Annotated in this window: 14 protein-coding genes; 4 read left to right on the forward strand and 10 right to left on the reverse strand. The window is 73.7% G+C overall.

What is annotated here, in order from left to right; translation table 11 throughout:
• Nucleotides 1-33: 33 nt before the first annotated feature.
• The 5 genes from ACNF49_RS38590 to ACNF49_RS38610 form a co-directional block, all read right to left on the reverse strand.
• A complete protein-coding gene (locus ACNF49_RS38590) occupies nt 34-282 on the reverse strand; it encodes an Lrp/AsnC ligand binding domain-containing protein (protein WP_482940733.1) in 249 nt (82 codons plus the stop codon).
• 34 nt (nt 283-316) lie between these two features.
• Nucleotides 317-952: a hypothetical protein gene (locus ACNF49_RS38595; RefSeq protein ID WP_482940734.1), complete on the reverse strand. Its 636-nt coding sequence runs from the start codon at nt 950-952 to the stop codon at nt 317-319.
• Entirely contained in the window at nt 949-1,722 is a 774-nt protein-coding gene (locus ACNF49_RS38600; protein WP_482940735.1) for a HisA/HisF-related TIM barrel protein, read from the reverse strand. The genes ACNF49_RS38595 and ACNF49_RS38600 overlap by 4 nt, the downstream gene beginning before the upstream one ends.
• Before the next feature lie 14 nt (nt 1,723-1,736).
• On the reverse strand, nt 1,737-2,756 hold the full coding sequence (locus ACNF49_RS38605; RefSeq protein ID WP_482940736.1) for a zinc-dependent alcohol dehydrogenase family protein: 1,020 nt from the start codon (nt 2,754-2,756) through the stop codon (nt 1,737-1,739).
• 65 nt (nt 2,757-2,821) lie between these two features.
• Nucleotides 2,822-4,072, reverse strand: a complete 1,251-nt coding sequence (locus ACNF49_RS38610; RefSeq protein WP_482940737.1) for an FAD-dependent oxidoreductase — start codon at nt 4,070-4,072, stop codon at nt 2,822-2,824.
• A 194-nt stretch (nt 4,073-4,266) separates the two neighbouring features.
• Here ACNF49_RS38610 and ACNF49_RS38615 point away from each other — a divergent pair, with 194 nt between their 5' ends.
• The gene (locus tag ACNF49_RS38615; RefSeq protein ID WP_482940738.1) at nt 4,267-5,121 is read left to right on the forward strand and encodes a universal stress protein; all 855 of its coding nucleotides are present in this window, start codon (nt 4,267-4,269) and stop codon (nt 5,119-5,121) included.
• 29 nt (nt 5,122-5,150) lie between these two features.
• On the opposite strand, the gene ACNF49_RS38620 is transcribed toward ACNF49_RS38615, so the two are convergent.
• From ACNF49_RS38620 to ACNF49_RS38630, 3 genes are read right to left on the reverse strand one after another with little or no spacing between them, the layout of a single operon-like run.
• Nucleotides 5,151-5,546 (reverse strand): carboxymuconolactone decarboxylase family protein, encoded by a 396-nt coding sequence (locus ACNF49_RS38620; RefSeq protein ID WP_482940739.1) that lies wholly within the window; start codon nt 5,544-5,546, stop codon nt 5,151-5,153.
• Nucleotides 5,547-5,580: 34 nt separating this feature from the next.
• The gene (locus ACNF49_RS38625) at nt 5,581-6,408 is read right to left on the reverse strand and encodes a tryptophan 2,3-dioxygenase (RefSeq protein WP_482940740.1); all 828 of its coding nucleotides are present in this window, start codon (nt 6,406-6,408) and stop codon (nt 5,581-5,583) included.
• Nucleotides 6,402-7,727 carry an aminotransferase class I/II-fold pyridoxal phosphate-dependent enzyme gene (locus ACNF49_RS38630; RefSeq protein ID WP_482940741.1) on the reverse strand — a complete coding sequence of 442 codons (1,326 nt, stop codon included), beginning with the start codon at nt 7,725-7,727 and terminating at the stop codon, nt 6,402-6,404. The genes ACNF49_RS38625 and ACNF49_RS38630 overlap by 7 nt, the downstream gene beginning before the upstream one ends.
• Before the next feature lie 220 nt (nt 7,728-7,947).
• Between ACNF49_RS38630 and ACNF49_RS38635 the strand changes: the two genes are divergently transcribed.
• Nucleotides 7,948-9,390, forward strand: coding sequence for an amidase family protein (locus tag ACNF49_RS38635; RefSeq protein ID WP_482940742.1), 1,443 nt, complete (start codon nt 7,948-7,950; stop codon nt 9,388-9,390).
• On the forward strand, nt 9,387-10,604 hold the full coding sequence (locus ACNF49_RS38640) for a metal-dependent hydrolase family protein (protein ID WP_482940743.1): 1,218 nt from the start codon (nt 9,387-9,389) through the stop codon (nt 10,602-10,604). Before ACNF49_RS38635 ends, ACNF49_RS38640 begins: the two co-directional genes overlap by 4 nt.
• 114 nt (nt 10,605-10,718) lie before the next feature.
• Here the strand turns inward: ACNF49_RS38640 and ACNF49_RS38645 are convergent, their stop codons facing one another.
• Nucleotides 10,719-11,774, reverse strand: coding sequence for an LLM class flavin-dependent oxidoreductase (locus ACNF49_RS38645; protein ID WP_482940744.1), 1,056 nt, complete (start codon nt 11,772-11,774; stop codon nt 10,719-10,721).
• 55 nt (nt 11,775-11,829) lie between these two features.
• Complete coding sequence (locus ACNF49_RS38650; protein WP_482940745.1) at nt 11,830-12,915, reverse strand: DUF5937 family protein; 1,086 nt, start codon at nt 12,913-12,915, stop codon at nt 11,830-11,832.
• 100 nt (nt 12,916-13,015) lie between these two features.
• Here ACNF49_RS38650 and ACNF49_RS38655 point away from each other — a divergent pair, with 100 nt between their 5' ends.
• Entirely contained in the window at nt 13,016-14,257 is a 1,242-nt protein-coding gene (locus tag ACNF49_RS38655) for an MFS transporter (RefSeq protein ID WP_482940746.1), read from the forward strand.
• The last annotated feature ends 9 nt before the right edge of the window (nt 14,258-14,266 follow it).

Below are 14,266 nucleotides of genomic sequence, written 5' to 3' on the forward strand. Positions count from 1 at the left end.
GGACCTGACATCCGGCTGCCGTGCCGCGCGGCCCTAACCGAGCAGCGTGCGGACGATCAGCTCGGCGGCGAGGTCCTGCGCGCCGGCCCGGCGCAGGCGCGCCAGCGTCCCCCGGAGCTGCGCGCCGTCCTCGCAGGCCACCCGTACGGTGAGGTCGAAGTCGCCGACGACCACGTGCGCGGCGACCACGCCGCTCATCTCGCGCAACCTTCGCTCGTAGTCGCGCGTCGTCACCCCCGGGGCCAGGCGGACGTGCACGTCGGCCCGGACCAGGGCGGTCATCCCGGGCTCCTGCCGTGGCGTCCGAGTCGTCTCCTCACGTGCGGGCCGCCGCCGTCCAGAGCAGGGCCATGTACCTGTCGCACAGCCGGGCCGCGCGCAGGGCCTCGCCGGGGTCGTCCCCCCGGGCCAGGCCGTCGTCCACGACGGCTGCGGCCTCCTCGGTCAGCAGCGGGTCGGGAGTGTTGCCGTAGTACGCCGTGAACTCCTCGGGCACCGTCACGCCGTGCTCGTCCAGCAGCCGCACCAGCTCGACGGCGCCGCCGTAGTAGACGCCGTCCGGGGCCGAGTACAGCGACAGGGCCATGGCCGCCTGGCTGCCGTGCAGGGCCAGCCAGGAGACGTACCCGCAGAAGGCGTGCGCGGCCAGGTCGTCGCCGAGGTCCGGCGGCTCGCCCAGACGCTCGGCCACGACGGCGAGCGCGGCACGCGCCCCGTCCACCAGCCCGGCCACCTTGAGCAGGAACCCGGCGGCCGGCGGGTGCGGGAACTGGGTGAGCAGCTCGCCGTAGGCCACCAGCTCGGCATGGTGGTAGGCGCGCTCGATCGCGACGAGGCGGCGCAGGTGATCGACGGTGACCCGGCCGTCGGCCGCCAGGGCGAGCAGAGGGTTGGCTGGCGGCGACTCCGCCCGGGCCCGCGCCAGCTCCTTGACCAGCGTCTCGGCGGTCATTCCGCGGCTCCTTCCGCCGGGTTTCTGAGGCCGCCCTTGTCGAGGAACTCATGTGCCTGGGTCATCGTGGCCTGGCCGCTGTGGAACAGGTTGTTGACCAGGGCGTGCCGGGCGCCACCCGTCGTGAGCCCTTCGTACAGGTGCTCGACGGAGCCGGCGCCGCCCGAGGCGATGACGGGGACGCCCACCGCCGAGGCGATGGCCGGCGTCATCTCCAGGTCGTAGCCGTTGCCGGTGCCCTCCTGGTCGAGGCTGTTGGCCAGCAGGCGGCCGGCGCCCAGGTCGGCCAGCATCTTCGCCCAGACGACGGCGTCCAGGTCGGTCTCCTGCTCGCCGCCGCGGATGGCGACGTTCCAGCGGCCGTCGCCGGCGCGGGCGACGTTCATGACGCCCACCACGCGGGCGGATCCGTGCCGCTGCACGAGCGTGTGCAGGACCGAGGGGTGCTCCACCGAGGTGGTGCTCAGGCCGACCGCCGCCGCGCCCGCCGCCAGCAGGGCCTCGGCCGCCTCGATGGAGGGCATGTAGCCGTTGTCCACGGTGACCCAGAACGTGCCGCCCGTCCCGCTCAGCGCCTGGATCAGGGGCAGGAACGTCTCGTGCTCCGTCCACGGCTCCTGCACGTCCACGAAGATCGGCCCGGCGCCGTCGCGCAGGTAGACCGAGGCGATCTCGACGGCGTCGGCGGGGTCGGCCAAGCCGGCGATTGCCGAGGGCGGCGTCGCCCTGCCGCCGGCCACGTCGATGCACGGGATGATGAGGTCGTTCATGATGTCCCTTTCCGTCATTCGGGTTGTGGGTCGCCGGCCGGCCCCGGGGCGGGGGCGTCCGGTCGTCGTTCGGTGAGCAGCACCTTTCCGGCGCCGCCGGTCCTGGCGCTGTGCCGCACCGCCGCCCGGACCTCGGGCAGCGCGTACCGGCCGGCCACGTCCACGCCGGGCCGGCCGCCCGCGAGGTCCGCGACCACCTCCTCGGTGAGGCGGGCCCGGTCGTGCGGGTCCAGCGCGGCGAGCCGTTCGGGCAGCCAGAAGCCGCTCACGGTGAGGGAGGAGAAGATGACCTGGCGGGACGGCAGCGGGATCGGCTCGCCGGACAGCGCCCCGAACACGACCAGCCGGCCACCGGGACGCAGGCAGTCCAGCAGGCCCCGGCCCACCTGGCCGCCGACCGAGTCGATCGCGGCGGCCGCCCCGCCTGACGTGACGGCCAGCACCCGGTCCACCCACGGGCCGCCGGAGACGTCGATCACCTCGTCCGCCCCCAGCAGGCGCAGCGGCGTCACCTGTTCCGGCCGCCTGACCAGATGCAGGCACCGGATTCGGCGTCTTACCGCGTAGGCCAGGACCATGCGGCAGACGGCCGACGCGCCCGCCGACAGCAGCAGCCACCCGCCGGGCGGCACGTCGAGCTGGTCCACCAGCAGGCGCGCCGCGAACGGGTTCACCGTGAGCTGGCAGGCGACCTCGTCGGGCATGGCGTCCGGGACCGCGATCAGCTCGGCGGGCGCGGCGCTGACGTAGTCCTGCCAGGTGCCGGTGGCGGCCACGGCGACCCGCGCGCCCTCGCGGTACGTGCCCGCCCGGTCGGCCCGCTCCACCACGCCCACGCCCTCGAACCCCGCCGGTGCGGGGAACGTCGCCTCGCGTCCGTACTCCCCTCGCACGTACATGAGGTCGGAGGGGTTGATCGGCCGGGTGGTCATCCGTACGAGCAGGTCGTCCGGCCCTTTGACGGGGACGGGCACGTCGTCCACGGACAGGACGGCGGCGGGGTCACCGTGATGATGGAACCGCACGGCGCGCATGACATACCTCCTTGCCTGGGTCGGATGTGTCTCGGTCGGGTGTGTCTGGTTCGGACCTGTCCCGGTCAGGCGGACAAGAGCTGCGCCAGGCGCGGCGAGCGCGGCGCGAGCCTGCGGGCGACGGCGACCGCCGACCGCACGGCCGACTCCTGGCTGGAGACCCACGTGGTGTACTGGCCGGCGAGGTGCAGCCCGCCCCGCCCCTGCAGCGCGTCGAGGCGGCGCTGGGCCCGGACCGCCGCGGGCGTGATGAGCAGGTGCCGGTAGTCCTCCCGCAGGACCACCTGCCTCGGCAGCCGGTCGCGGTGGGTGAGCTGGCTCTTGAACACCTCGACGCCCCTGGACGGGCCGAACCAGTCGGTGCTCTCGCTCCAGCCGTCGTGCACCTCGAAGGCGCTGGTCGACCAGTGGGCACGGCTCTCGGGCAGATACGCGGGATCCAGGTGCAGCGCGTACGTCGTGTCCACCGGCTCGAAGCAGGCCAGGACGTCACGGACCTCCTGGGTGCCCGCCAGCGGCCCGAGCAGCCGCGCCGCCTCCCACGGCGGCACCGCGAGGACCAGCTCGTCCACGACGTGCCGCCCGCCGGCGGTGTCGAGGAGCTCGTAGCGCCCGTCCGCGCGGCGGATCTGCCGCACCCCGGCCGCGGTCCTGATCCTGGCGGCGGGGGCCCGCGCCGCCAGGGCCCAGGCCGTGCTCTCCAGCCCCGGGAGGAGCTGCTGCCATCTCGGCTCGCCCGCGGTGTTGACGTAGAAGGCGACGGCGGCGCGGGCCGAGAGGGTCATGGCCTGTTCGAGGCTGCAGCAGAAGAGGAAGGCCGGGCGGGCGTAGAGCACGTCCCGTTTGATCTCCTGGCTCACCGGCAGGGGCTCGACCAGGTCGGCCAGCGGTCGTTCCCAGCTGACGTCCTCCTTGTCCCATTCGGTGGCCCGCTGGAGGAAGGTCCCTACCGCCTGCCACGCCGCCCCGAGCCGCTCGTCCCGGGGCCAGGACGCCTCCGGGGTGTGCGGGCTGACCAGCAGCGGCTCCCGGCGTCCCGCCTTCAGGACGGTGAGCGAGGCCGGCAGGTCCACGAACTGCTCGTCGCCGTATCCCAGCAGCTCCAGCAGCCTGCGATGCGTGGGGAACAGGTCCGGCGAGATGTCCTGGGCGCCGAGGTCGAGGGTCGCCTCGCCGCCGCCGGCGCGGACGCGGACCGACCGCATCGTGCCGCCGACGCGGTCACGGGATTCGAGCACCACGGTCTCGCAACTGTCGGCCAGGAGCCAGGCCAGGGTGAGCCCCGACAGACCGGCTCCGACGATTCCGACGCGCATGTCATTTCACCTTGAAAAAGCTAGAGGGGACGTGCTCCGGTAGCGCGCCATTACCCGCCGCCCTGGAGATCGCACGGCGACTTGCGGGGGAATCGAAAGGCGTGCGGCGGATGTCAGCGCGGATTCAGGGCCATGTCAGGAATGCGTGGCAGCGCATTGTCCGGCAATGCCTGCGCGATGAAGGAGGAATTTTTATGAACGGGCCGTCGAACAGGGCTCCTGTGGTGGTCGGCGCCGACGTGTCCGCGCCTTCGTCCGTCGCCCTGGAATGGGCGGCGGAGGACTCGATCCGGCGGAAAAGGCCGTTGCGGATCGTGCATGCCATGGATCTGGCCGGATATTTCGCGGGGCCTCCGGCGGCCAAGGCGTTCGCCGCTCCGATGATCGTCGAATCGGCGCACGAGATCGCCGTGGGGGTCGCCGCCGACGCGCTGGCCCGGGTCCGCGGCAGGCGGCGGCACCCAGCGGTGACGGCGCACGTCGCGCCCGGCGCGCCGGCGGCCGTCCTGCGCGACGCGGGGCGGGACGCCGTCGAGATCGTGGTCGGCCACCGTCCCCGCAACGAGGTGATCGATCTGCTGTTCGGCTCGGTCGCCCTCGCGCTGGCCGCCAGGGCCGACGCGCCGGTGGTCGTCGCCAAGGGCGCGACGGCACGTCCGTACGACGACGTCGTCGTGTTCCTGGAACCAGGGCCCGCGCCGGACGCCCTCCTCGGTTACGCCTTCCGGACCGCGTCCGCGCACGGCGTCCGGCTGCGCGTTCTGCGCGCCGACTCGGCCGCCGGGCCTTCGCTCGGCGGGTGGCGGCGGCTGCATCCGGAGGTCCGGGTGCACGAGCAGCGCTGCGAGGGGGACGCCCGCTCCGCCCTCCTGGCGGCCTCTGTCGCGGCCCGCCTGCTCGTGGTGGAGTCCCGGCGTCCGGCGGGGGTTCTGGCGTGGCGGCGGTCGTGGGGGCTGGCCCGGCTGATCCGGCGCTCGGCGTGCCCGGTGGCGATCGTCCCCGCGCCCGCGGGCTCCCGGCGGCCCGGCCCGTCCCCGGCGGCGCCCTGAGCGGCCGTGCGTTCCGTGCGCCGGGCGCGTCAGTCCTGGTCCGAGCGTTCCTCCACGATGGCCTTGAGCTGTTCCATCGCGGTGATGACCCGGGGGAAGCCCGCGTAGGGCAGGCACTGGATGAACGTCTCGGCGATATCGGAGACCGGGAGGCCGACGTTCAGCGCGGAGTTGATGTTCGCCCGCATCGGCGCGCCGCCGATGCCCATCGCGGCCAGGGCGGCGAGCCGGACGAACTGCCGTTCGCGCAGCGACAGCACGGATCTGCTGTAGATGTCGGCGAAGGCGAACTCGACCAGGAACCGTCCGAGATCGGGGGCGATGGTGGCGAACTCGTCGAGCATGCGTCCGCCGTCGGCGGGGTCGATCTCGTTCATCAGCTCCAGGCCGCGCCGGTGGCGCGGGTCCTGAGATCGGTCGCTCATGGCGGGGCTCCTGGGCGGGTGAGGGTGGTGCCGGTCAGGGGTCGAGGACGGTGCGGGCGGCGTAGATCTCGGGGAAGAGCGGCCGGTCGACCAGGGAGGCCAGGTACGGCACGCCGCGGGAGCCGCCGGTCCCCCGCTTGTCGCCGATGACGCGCCGCACGGTGCGCATGTGGCGGAACCGCCACAGCTGATGCCGCTCCTCCAGCTCCACCAGGCGTTCGGCCATCTCGTACTCGGCGGCGTGGGCCCGCTGGTCCTCGTAGACGCGGCGGAGCACGGCGACGATCTCCTGGTCGGGTTCCTCGTGACAGCTGTGGGTGCGGTCGAGGTGGCGGGCGGGGACAGGATGCCCTGCCCGGTGCAGGAACCGGATGAACTCGTCGTACACCGTCGGCTGCGCGATCGCCGCGCGCAGCGCGTCCTGCCGGACGGACCCGTCGTACTCCTCGACCAGCTCGGGGCGTTTGTCGCCGAGCCGGAACTCCAGCATCCGGAGCTGGACGGACTGGAAGCCGGTGGCGCCCCCGAGCACCGGGCGGAACTCGGCGAAACGGTCGGGTTTCAGGGTGGCGATGACCGACCATTGCTCGATGAGCTGCCGCTGGATCACGAAGATCCGGTCGAGGGAGCGGAACGCCGATCGCAGCCGGTCGTGCCGGAGTACGCGGATCGCGTCGTCGAGCTCGTGCAGGATCAGCTTCACCCACAGCTCGGTCGTCTGGTGCTGCACGATGAACAGCAGCTCGTCGTGGTGCGGCGGCTCCGAGATCGGGCGCTGGGCGCCGAGCAGCCGGTCCAGGCAGAGGTAGTTCTCGTAGGTCAGCTCGCAGGGGGCGGTGGCGCGCCGGCGACGTCTCAACATGACCGCTCCCAGCCCATCCCGGCCTCCGCCAGGCGGTGCAGCGCGGTCTCGACGCTGCTCAGCGGCGGGCCGAGGAACATCCGCACGTAGGGGACGGCCATGGCCTGTCCCTCCTCGGGCGCCGCCTGCGGGGTCATGGTGCCGGCGCCCAGCAGCACCCCGGCGCGGCGCAGGCAGTCGCGGCGGAACCGGGTGACGCCGTCGCGCGCGTCCGCCGCGTACGGCGGCGGCACCCGGAACAGGAAGTAGCTGGTGCAGTTCCCCGGGCAGAGCGCCTCGGCGGGACAGCCGAGCTCCTGCCGGAGAAAGTCGGCCGCCCATGCCCGCTTGCCCGCGCAGCTTTGCCGGAACGCCCGCAGGTACCGCTCGGACTCCTCGCCGTCCAGCCACCTCGCCATGGCGTTCTGCAACGGCACGGCGGCGGTGAAGGAGCGCTGGAGCTGGAAGTCGTTGACGAGCCTGTCCAGGATGGGCGGCGGCGCGGTGCTGACCCCGATGCCCCAGCCGTTGCAGTTGAACTGCTTGCCCAGGGAGCGCACGGCCAGCCAGCGCACGGGCCGGTCCCCGGCGCCCCGACGGGCGAGCCGTTCGGCGAGCAGCCGCAGGGCGCTGGTGGGCGCGGTGCCCGGATCGGTGACCCCGTAGTAGGCGTCGTCGATGAGCAGGTTCGCCCGCGCCTCGACGGTCAGGCGCACCATGTCGGCGACGAGGTCTTCGTCCCAGTTGACGCCGGTGGGATTGTGCTGGGCGTTGATGACGACGATGACCCCGCGCGGATCGCCCGCCCGGGCCAGCGCCTCGCGCAGCGCCTCCGGCGCGGGCTGGAAGCCCTGCGAGGCCGCCAGCGGCAGGTAGGTCATCCGGAAACCGAGCCCGGCGAACACCCCCCGGTAGTCCCAGCCGGGCGCGGGGGCGATGACGGTGGGGGACGCGGTGCGCGGCGCGTCGGCCAGGATCAGCCGTCCGTAGTCGAACATGGCGTTCCTGGTCCCCGAGCACGTGACGGCGACCTCGAAGTCGGCGCCCGCGGTGAGGCCGGCGGGCAGGGCGTGGGTGCGGGCGACGTAATCGCGCAGCAGGCGTTGCAGCGCGGGCAGGCCGTACTGGGAGATGACGTATCCGTGCGCGTACGCCGGCAGCCCGCTGCCGAGCAGCCGGGCCAGCCCCTCGGGCGCCTCCGACCAGGTCTCCCCCAGGCTGAGGTAGATCGGGTCGCCGGACGGCGCGCCGGCATCCAGGTATTCCGCCACCCATTCGGCGTCCTTGAAATGACCGCGCAGCCAGGAATCCTCGGTCACGTCGTCGAGAACGGTTCCCATGTCTACTCCGCCGTCCGGTTATTCCGGTGGTCGGCACGATTACCCGGCATTCTCCCGCCTTAACAATAGACTTTTCGCGGCTTTTATCACACCGACCGCAAAAGCCTCCTGAGTGTCAGGCGAACTCTCGTTCCAGCCCCATGACGGGCCCGACATTCCGTCCCGCCGGGAGGTGTTACGTTGGGTTGGCTCGTGCGGCGCCCCTGAAAGGTGAACGCTCATGTGTGATGACGTGGCCGCCTGGAGCTCACGGGCGGCCGTCAACGCGATTCGCGACAGGCGCATATCCGTTTCCGAATATGCGCGATGCCTGCTCGGGCGATGCGCGGAGGAGTCGCTCGGCGCGTTCGTCTCGTGCGACGAGCGCGCCGTCCTCGACGCCGCCGCGCAGGCCGACAGAGCGGATCGGCGCGGCCCCCTGCACGGCGTCCTCGTCGCCGTCAAGGACAACGTCGACGTCGCCGGTCATCCCACCACCGCCGGCACGCCGGCGCTGCGCGCCCATCGTCCCGGGCGGGACGCCGAGATCTGGCGGCGGCTGCGCGCCGCCGGCGCACTGGCGCTCGGCAAGACCAACATGCACGAGCTGGCCGTCGGCATCACCGGCAACAATCCCGGCTTCGGCCCCGTCCGCAACCCGTGGGCCGCCGATCGGTTCGCCGGAGGCAGCAGCAGCGGCAGCGCCGCCGCCGTGGCCGCCTTCCTGGCTCCGGCCGGTCTCGGCACCGACACCGGGGGTTCCGTGCGGATCCCGGCGGCCCTGTGCGCCGTGTTCGGCTACCGCCCGTCCGCGGGCCGGTATCCGCAGCGCGGCCTTCTCCTGCTCTCCCGCACCAGGGACACCGCCGGCTTCCTGACCCGCACCATGCGCGACATCGTGCTGCTCGACTCCGTCGTGGCCGCGCCCGGCCCGGCCCCCGAACCGGTGCGCTGGGCGGGGCTGCGGCTGGGCGTGCCCCGCCGGCCGTTCTGGGAGGGGCTGGAGCCGTCGCTGGCCGCGGTGGCCGAACGACGCCTGGAGGAGCTGAGCGCGGCCGGCGCCGTGCTGGTCGAGGCCGACCTTCCGGCGGGCGCCGGCGCGTCGCTCGCCCGCGACGCCATGACGGTGGCCCTGTACGAGGCGGCCTGGGAGATCCCCTACTACCTGGCCCAGACGTCGCCCGCGCCCACCCTCGACCAGGTGCTCGCCCAGATCGCCTCGCCCGGCGTGCGGGCGGCATTGAACGACGCCCTGGGCCCGGCGCGCGCGCCGGCCGCCGCCTACCGGGCGGCGTGCGAGAACCTCTTCCGTCTGGCCGGCACCCTGTCGGAGCACCAGCGCGGCCACCGGCTGTCGGCCCTCGTCTATCCCACCACTCCGCTGCCGGCCCAGCCGTTCGCCTGCGAGGAGTCCGTGGTGATCGACGGCCGGGAGCATCCCACCTTCCCCACCTTCATCCGGAACACCGACTGGGCCGGCGTCCTCGGCCTGCCCGCGCTCAGCCTGCCCGCCGGCCTGACCGCGGAAGGGCTTCCCGTCGGGCTCGAACTGTGCGCGCCGGCCGGCGCCGACGCCCATCTGCTCCAGATGGGATGCGCCTACGAGGAGATCTGGCCACCGCCCGCCCTGGAGCCGTCCGTTGCCCACCGCCCCGGCCTCCCACCCCGGGCGCCGGGCCGATGACCGGCCCGGACGAGCCGCATCTGCTCGTCACCGCCGCGCAGGGCTGGGACGGCCTGCGCGACGACTGCCTGCGCCCCTTCCAGGTGCTCATGCGCGGTGACCGGATCGTCGAGACCGGCACGCGGGTGGAGCGTCCTCGCGGCACACGCGTCCTGGAGGCGTCCGGGACGGTGCTGCCCGGCCTCATCGACTGTCACGTCCACGTGGCGGCCGGTGACGGCACGGGCGGCGGGCCCGCCTCCCGTCAGGCCCTCGACGCGCTGCCCGCGTTACGGACCCTGCTGTCCCACGGCTTCACCACCGTCCGTGACCTCGGCTGCCCCGCCGCGGACCCGGTGACGGTGGAACTGGCCCGCGCCGTGGAGGCCGGGCTGATCGAGGGGCCGCGCATGCTCGTGGCCCCCCACATCATCTCCCCTCGGGGTGGTCACGGCGATCCCCGCTCCACCCTGCAGCCGCCCTACGGAGGCCGCGCGGCGGCGGTCGCCGACGGGGTGGACGAGGTCGTCCGCCAGGTCAGGATCGAACGCCAGTTGGGCGCCCACTGGATCAAGTTCGCCGCGACCGGCGGCTTCGTCAGCCCCGCGGACGCGGCGGACACCGTGGCCTACACCCAGGAGGAGATGACGGCCCTGGTGGCGGCGGCCCGTGACCTGAACCTGCCCAGCGCCGCGCACGCGCATTTCGACGAGGGCGTCCGCCGGGCGGTGCGCGCGGGCGTCCGGAGCGTGGAACACGGCACCTTCGCCACCGATGAGACCCTGCGCCTCATGGCGGAACACCGGACGACGCTCGTGCCCACCCGGTGGGCCTGCCACCTCTACATCGACCATCTCGACGACCCGCGGTTCTGGGCGGGCCAGCCGGCGGGCGCGCGGGACAAGGTGGCGCCGGTGGCCGACGACATCCTGCGCAACGCCCGCCGCCTGCTGTCGGGCCAGGTCCCCGTCGCCTTCGGCACGGACGCGGGGACCGTCCCGTTCGAGGACAGCTGGCGGGAGTTCGTGGTGCTGGTGTCGGAGGGGATGCCCCCTCTCGCCGCGCTCCGGGCCGCCACCTCGCAGGCCGCGCGGCTGCTCGGCCGGGCCGACCTGGGTGTCCTGCGGCCCGATGCGCGCGGGGATCTCGTCGTCGTCGCGGGAGATCCGTTCGCGGACATCGAGACGATCGGTGAGGTCGCCCACGTCGTCCGGGGAGGGCGGGTGCGCAACTGAAGATCCCGCCGGCCGGCAGGCGGAAGGGCGGCCTGCTGTTGCCGCCCGGCGGCCCGGCGCGAACGGTGGTGTCGGGCTGCTCGCCGTGCTCGATCCCGTGCGCGGCGGGTTCTGTCAGGTGAGGAGTTCGGCCAGGCGGGCCATCTCGGTGGGTGGGTCGATCACCGGCTGGATGAGCAGTTCGTCGACGCCGGCCCGTTCGAGGGTGGCGATGCGGGCGCGGAGGTCGTCGCGGGTGCCGACCAGGGCCAGGGTGTTCATCAGCGAGGGCAGGATCAGGTCGCGGTCCTCGGGCGCGATGCGTCCGAGGTAGCCGGGGTAGAGCTTGGTGTGCCGGTCGGGTGCGGTGGCGGTGGTGCCGCGCCGGTCGAGAAGTCGCCGTACGGCCTCGCGTTCCTCGGGGCCGAGACGCTCGGCGAAGGCGTCCGTGTCGGCGGCCGTGTCGGCGGCGAAGGTCAGCAGTGACAGGACGAGGTGGCCGGTCGCGTCCCTGGCCGCGTCGCCGTGGGGGTCTTCGTCCTCGTCCAGTACGTGCAGTGCGGTGACCACGTAGGAGGCGGGGTCGCGGGGTGCGCCGTGGGCGGCGTGGCGGCGGGCGTCGTGCAGGGCACGCCAGGCGGCGGGGTCGAGCAGGCCGAAGGAGATCAGGCCGGTGCCGCGGCGGCCGGCGACGGCGGCGGCCTTCGGCCCGGTCAGCGCGGCCACGACGAACTCGATCGGGTCGTCCGTGTTCACGTGCGCCCCGGCGTGCAGGAACCGGACGTCGCGGGCCCGGTCGCCCTCGCGGTACTCGATGCTCCGCCCCGTGCACAGGTCCTGCAGCGCGGCGGTGAAGGACTCCATCGCCGCCGCCGTGGCCGGCCGCATGCCCAGCGTGCGCCGGGCGGTGTTCCCGGTGCCGACCCCGCAGTTGATCCGGCCCGGCGCCAGCGCGTTGAGGCTGGCCAACCCGCTCGCCGCGGCCGGGGCCGAGCGCAGCGCCGGCGAGGTCACGCCGACGCCCAGCCTGATGCGGCTGGTGGCCTTCGCGCACAACCCCAGGGCGACGAAGGGGTCACCGTGAACCATCGGGCTGTCGTTGACCCAGAAACTGTGCAGGCCCAGTTCCTCGGCCCGCACGGCGAGATCCTCCACACCGGGATGTGCGGTGACCACGACGCCTGCACGCATCCGACCTCCACCGAACGATCGACTCGAACGTACTCAGCCTGACAGCCGAAGCCGCTCAGCGCAGTACGGCCGTCAGCAGGTCCGCGCCCAGCGCCGTCAGATCGGCGACATTGACGGTGTAACGGACATAACGCCCGTGCCGCCGGGCCGTGAGCAGGCCCGCGCGGCGCAGGACGGCGAGGTGGCGGGAGACCTCCGGAGGTGAGAGTTCCCAGGCGTGGGCCAGCTCACCGGTGGTGTGCGGGCCGCGGGCGAGGGTGCGCAGCAGCCGCAGTCGTACCGGATGCGCGAGCGCCTCCAGCCGCAGCGTGACCGTTTCCAGCGACACCGGCTCCGACGGATCCGCCTCGGCCACGGGGTACTGCACCACCGGCTGCCATCCGGGCGCGTGGACCACCACCAGGTGCGGGCGGCCGAAGACGCTGGGGAGGAAGGTGACCCCGGTGCCGTGGGCGGTGGTCGCGTTGTCCTGCAGCTTGTCCACGATGATGCGGTCGCCGTCCGGGGCCAGGGTGACGGCGCCGGACACGGACGCGAGCGCCGCCCCGATGCCCTGGCGCTTCAGCAGGTCGTTCTTCAGGCGCAGGTCGGTGGCGAGTTGTGCGGCGACGCCCGTCCAGGCGGCGTCGAAGAAGGCCCCGGCGCACTGTTCGAGGGTGTCACGCACCCGCGCCCGCACGGCGGCCGGGTCCGCGAGCAGCCGTTCCGCGAAGGCCTCCTGGAGCGCGCCGCGGGCCTGGGCCAGGTCGAGCGCCCGTTCGCGCGCCGTCGCGTCGGTGAGCGGCGACGGCGCGCCGAAGTGCACCCGGTTGCTGCCGCACGTGGTGATGAGCGCGGCGGTCACGTAGGTCTCGTCGTCGATCCGGTCGACATCGTCCAGCTCCTCGGCGAGGGTCGGCCGGGGACGCGCGGGGACCAGGAAGTCGGCGCGCGAGGAACGCCAGAGGAACTCCGCCTCCCTGAGCCGCTCGGCCAGCTCCGGCCGCAGCCCGGCCCAGACGTCCCCGGCCCAGCCGGCGAGCTGCGGGTGATGCCCCGGTTCGGCCAGCACGTGCAGCATCGCGGTCAGCTCGGCCAGCGGGGAGGCGGCGAACCGCAGCCGCCCGGACGGCAGGCCGCCGATGTCGATCCTCAGCGTCATCCCCACATCATCGCTGGTCGGGCGGGCGACGACCGCGTCGATTGACGGTGTCCGTCAACTGACGGACCCGTCCCGGCGGGCCGAACGCATCGTTGACGCCATGGCAACCACCAAGATCCGGCCGCGCGTTCTCGTCCGCGCCTCCGGAGGCCCCCGCTATGCCGTCGCCCTGGCCGTGGACGCGCTCGGCACCGGCCTGCTGCGGCCCTTCCTGCTGCTCTACGGGGTGACGGTGCTGAGGCTGTCCGCACCGGTCACCGGCATCGCCATGACGGCCGGCGTCGTCGTGGGTCTGGTGTGCATGCCCGCGGTCGGCCGGTGGCTGGACCGGGGCGCGCGCAGCACGGTCGTGGCCGCGTCGATGCTGGTGCGGGTGCTGGGCGTGGCGCTGCTGCTGGCCGCCCCGGCGGGGCACGTCTGGCTGTTCGCGACGGCGGCGCTCTTCCTCGGCATCGGCAACCAGGCCTGGCCGGCCGCCCACGCGGCCCTCGTGGCCACGGTCGCCCACGGCCGCGAACGCGACGCCGCCCTCGCGGCAGGGCGCGCCCTGCGCAACGCCGCTCTGGGCGTGGGCGCCCTCCTCGCCACCGCGTGCCTGGCGGCCGGCTCCACCGCGTTGCGGGCGCTGGCGGCCGTCACCGGGCTCGCCTATTTCGCCGCGGCGGCCTTGGCGTGGTCGGTCCACCTGCGTGCGCGTCCGGCCGCCGCTCCGGGCAAGGACATGATCGGCGGGCCCGCGCCCCGGATGCGCGCGCTGCTGGCCGCCAACGTGGTGTACGTCTTCTGCCTCAACGTCCCCGAGATCGCGGTGCCCCTGGTCCTGGTGACACAGATGCACGCGTCCCCGGTGTGGCCGGCGGCCGTCTTCGTGGCCAACACGGTGCTGGTGGTCACCTTGCAGGTGCCGGTCACCGTCCTGCTGTCCCGCTTCTCCCGGCGGACCGTGCTGGCTCTCGCCGGCGTGGTGCTCGCCGCGTCCTACCTCGGCTTCCTCGCGGCCACCTCACTGGGGCCCGGCTGGGGTGCCCCGGCCGTCGCCATGGTGTCCGTGGTCTGCACCATCGGCGAGATCATCTACGCCGGCAGCGCGACGGCGCTCGTCACCGCCCTCGCACCGGCCCATCTCCTGGGACGCGCCCTCGCCCGCTTCCAGCTCTCCACGGGCTTCGGCCTCGCCGTCTCCCCGGCGGTCATCACCGCCCTCGCCGCCCACGGCCCGGCCACCCTCTGGGGCACCCTCTCCACCGCGACCCTCCTGTCCGCCTCCGCCGTCGCCGACCGCCGTGTTCGCCGTCGACGCAGGGGGGCCACACAGCGGGGCAATAACATGTACAGTCAGTAGGGAATGTGG

This window comes from Actinomadura sp. ATCC 39365 (assembly GCF_054392275.1).

Bases quoted from the DNA above. Each gene is read 5' to 3' on its own strand.
- ACNF49_RS38605 (WP_482940736.1), bottom strand. From the start codon at position 2,756: ATGCGCGCCGTGCGGTTCCATCATCACGGTGACCCCGCCGCCGTCCTG.
- ACNF49_RS38595 (WP_482940734.1), bottom strand. From the start codon at position 952: ATGACCGCCGAGACGCTGGTCAAGGAGCTGGCGCGGGCCCGGGCGGAG.
- ACNF49_RS38640 (WP_482940743.1), top strand. From the start codon at position 9,387: ATGACCGGCCCGGACGAGCCGCATCTGCTCGTCACCGCCGCGCAGGGC.
- ACNF49_RS38615 (WP_482940738.1), top strand. From the start codon at position 4,267: ATGAACGGGCCGTCGAACAGGGCTCCTGTGGTGGTCGGCGCCGACGTG.
- ACNF49_RS38630 (WP_482940741.1), bottom strand. From the start codon at position 7,727: ATGGGAACCGTTCTCGACGACGTGACCGAGGATTCCTGGCTGCGCGGT.
- ACNF49_RS38600 (WP_482940735.1), bottom strand. From the start codon at position 1,722: ATGAACGACCTCATCATCCCGTGCATCGACGTGGCCGGCGGCAGGGCG.
- ACNF49_RS38655 (WP_482940746.1), top strand. From the start codon at position 13,016: ATGGCAACCACCAAGATCCGGCCGCGCGTTCTCGTCCGCGCCTCCGGA.
- ACNF49_RS38650 (WP_482940745.1), bottom strand. From the start codon at position 12,915: ATGACGCTGAGGATCGACATCGGCGGCCTGCCGTCCGGGCGGCTGCGG.
- ACNF49_RS38625 (WP_482940740.1), bottom strand. From the start codon at position 6,408: ATGTTGAGACGTCGCCGGCGCGCCACCGCCCCCTGCGAGCTGACCTAC.
- ACNF49_RS38610 (WP_482940737.1), bottom strand. From the start codon at position 4,072: ATGCGCGTCGGAATCGTCGGAGCCGGTCTGTCGGGGCTCACCCTGGCC.
- ACNF49_RS38620 (WP_482940739.1), bottom strand. From the start codon at position 5,546: ATGAGCGACCGATCTCAGGACCCGCGCCACCGGCGCGGCCTGGAGCTG.
- ACNF49_RS38645 (WP_482940744.1), bottom strand. From the start codon at position 11,774: ATGCGTGCAGGCGTCGTGGTCACCGCACATCCCGGTGTGGAGGATCTC.
- ACNF49_RS38590 (WP_482940733.1), bottom strand. From the start codon at position 282: ATGACCGCCCTGGTCCGGGCCGACGTGCACGTCCGCCTGGCCCCGGGG.
- ACNF49_RS38635 (WP_482940742.1), top strand. From the start codon at position 7,948: ATGTGTGATGACGTGGCCGCCTGGAGCTCACGGGCGGCCGTCAACGCG.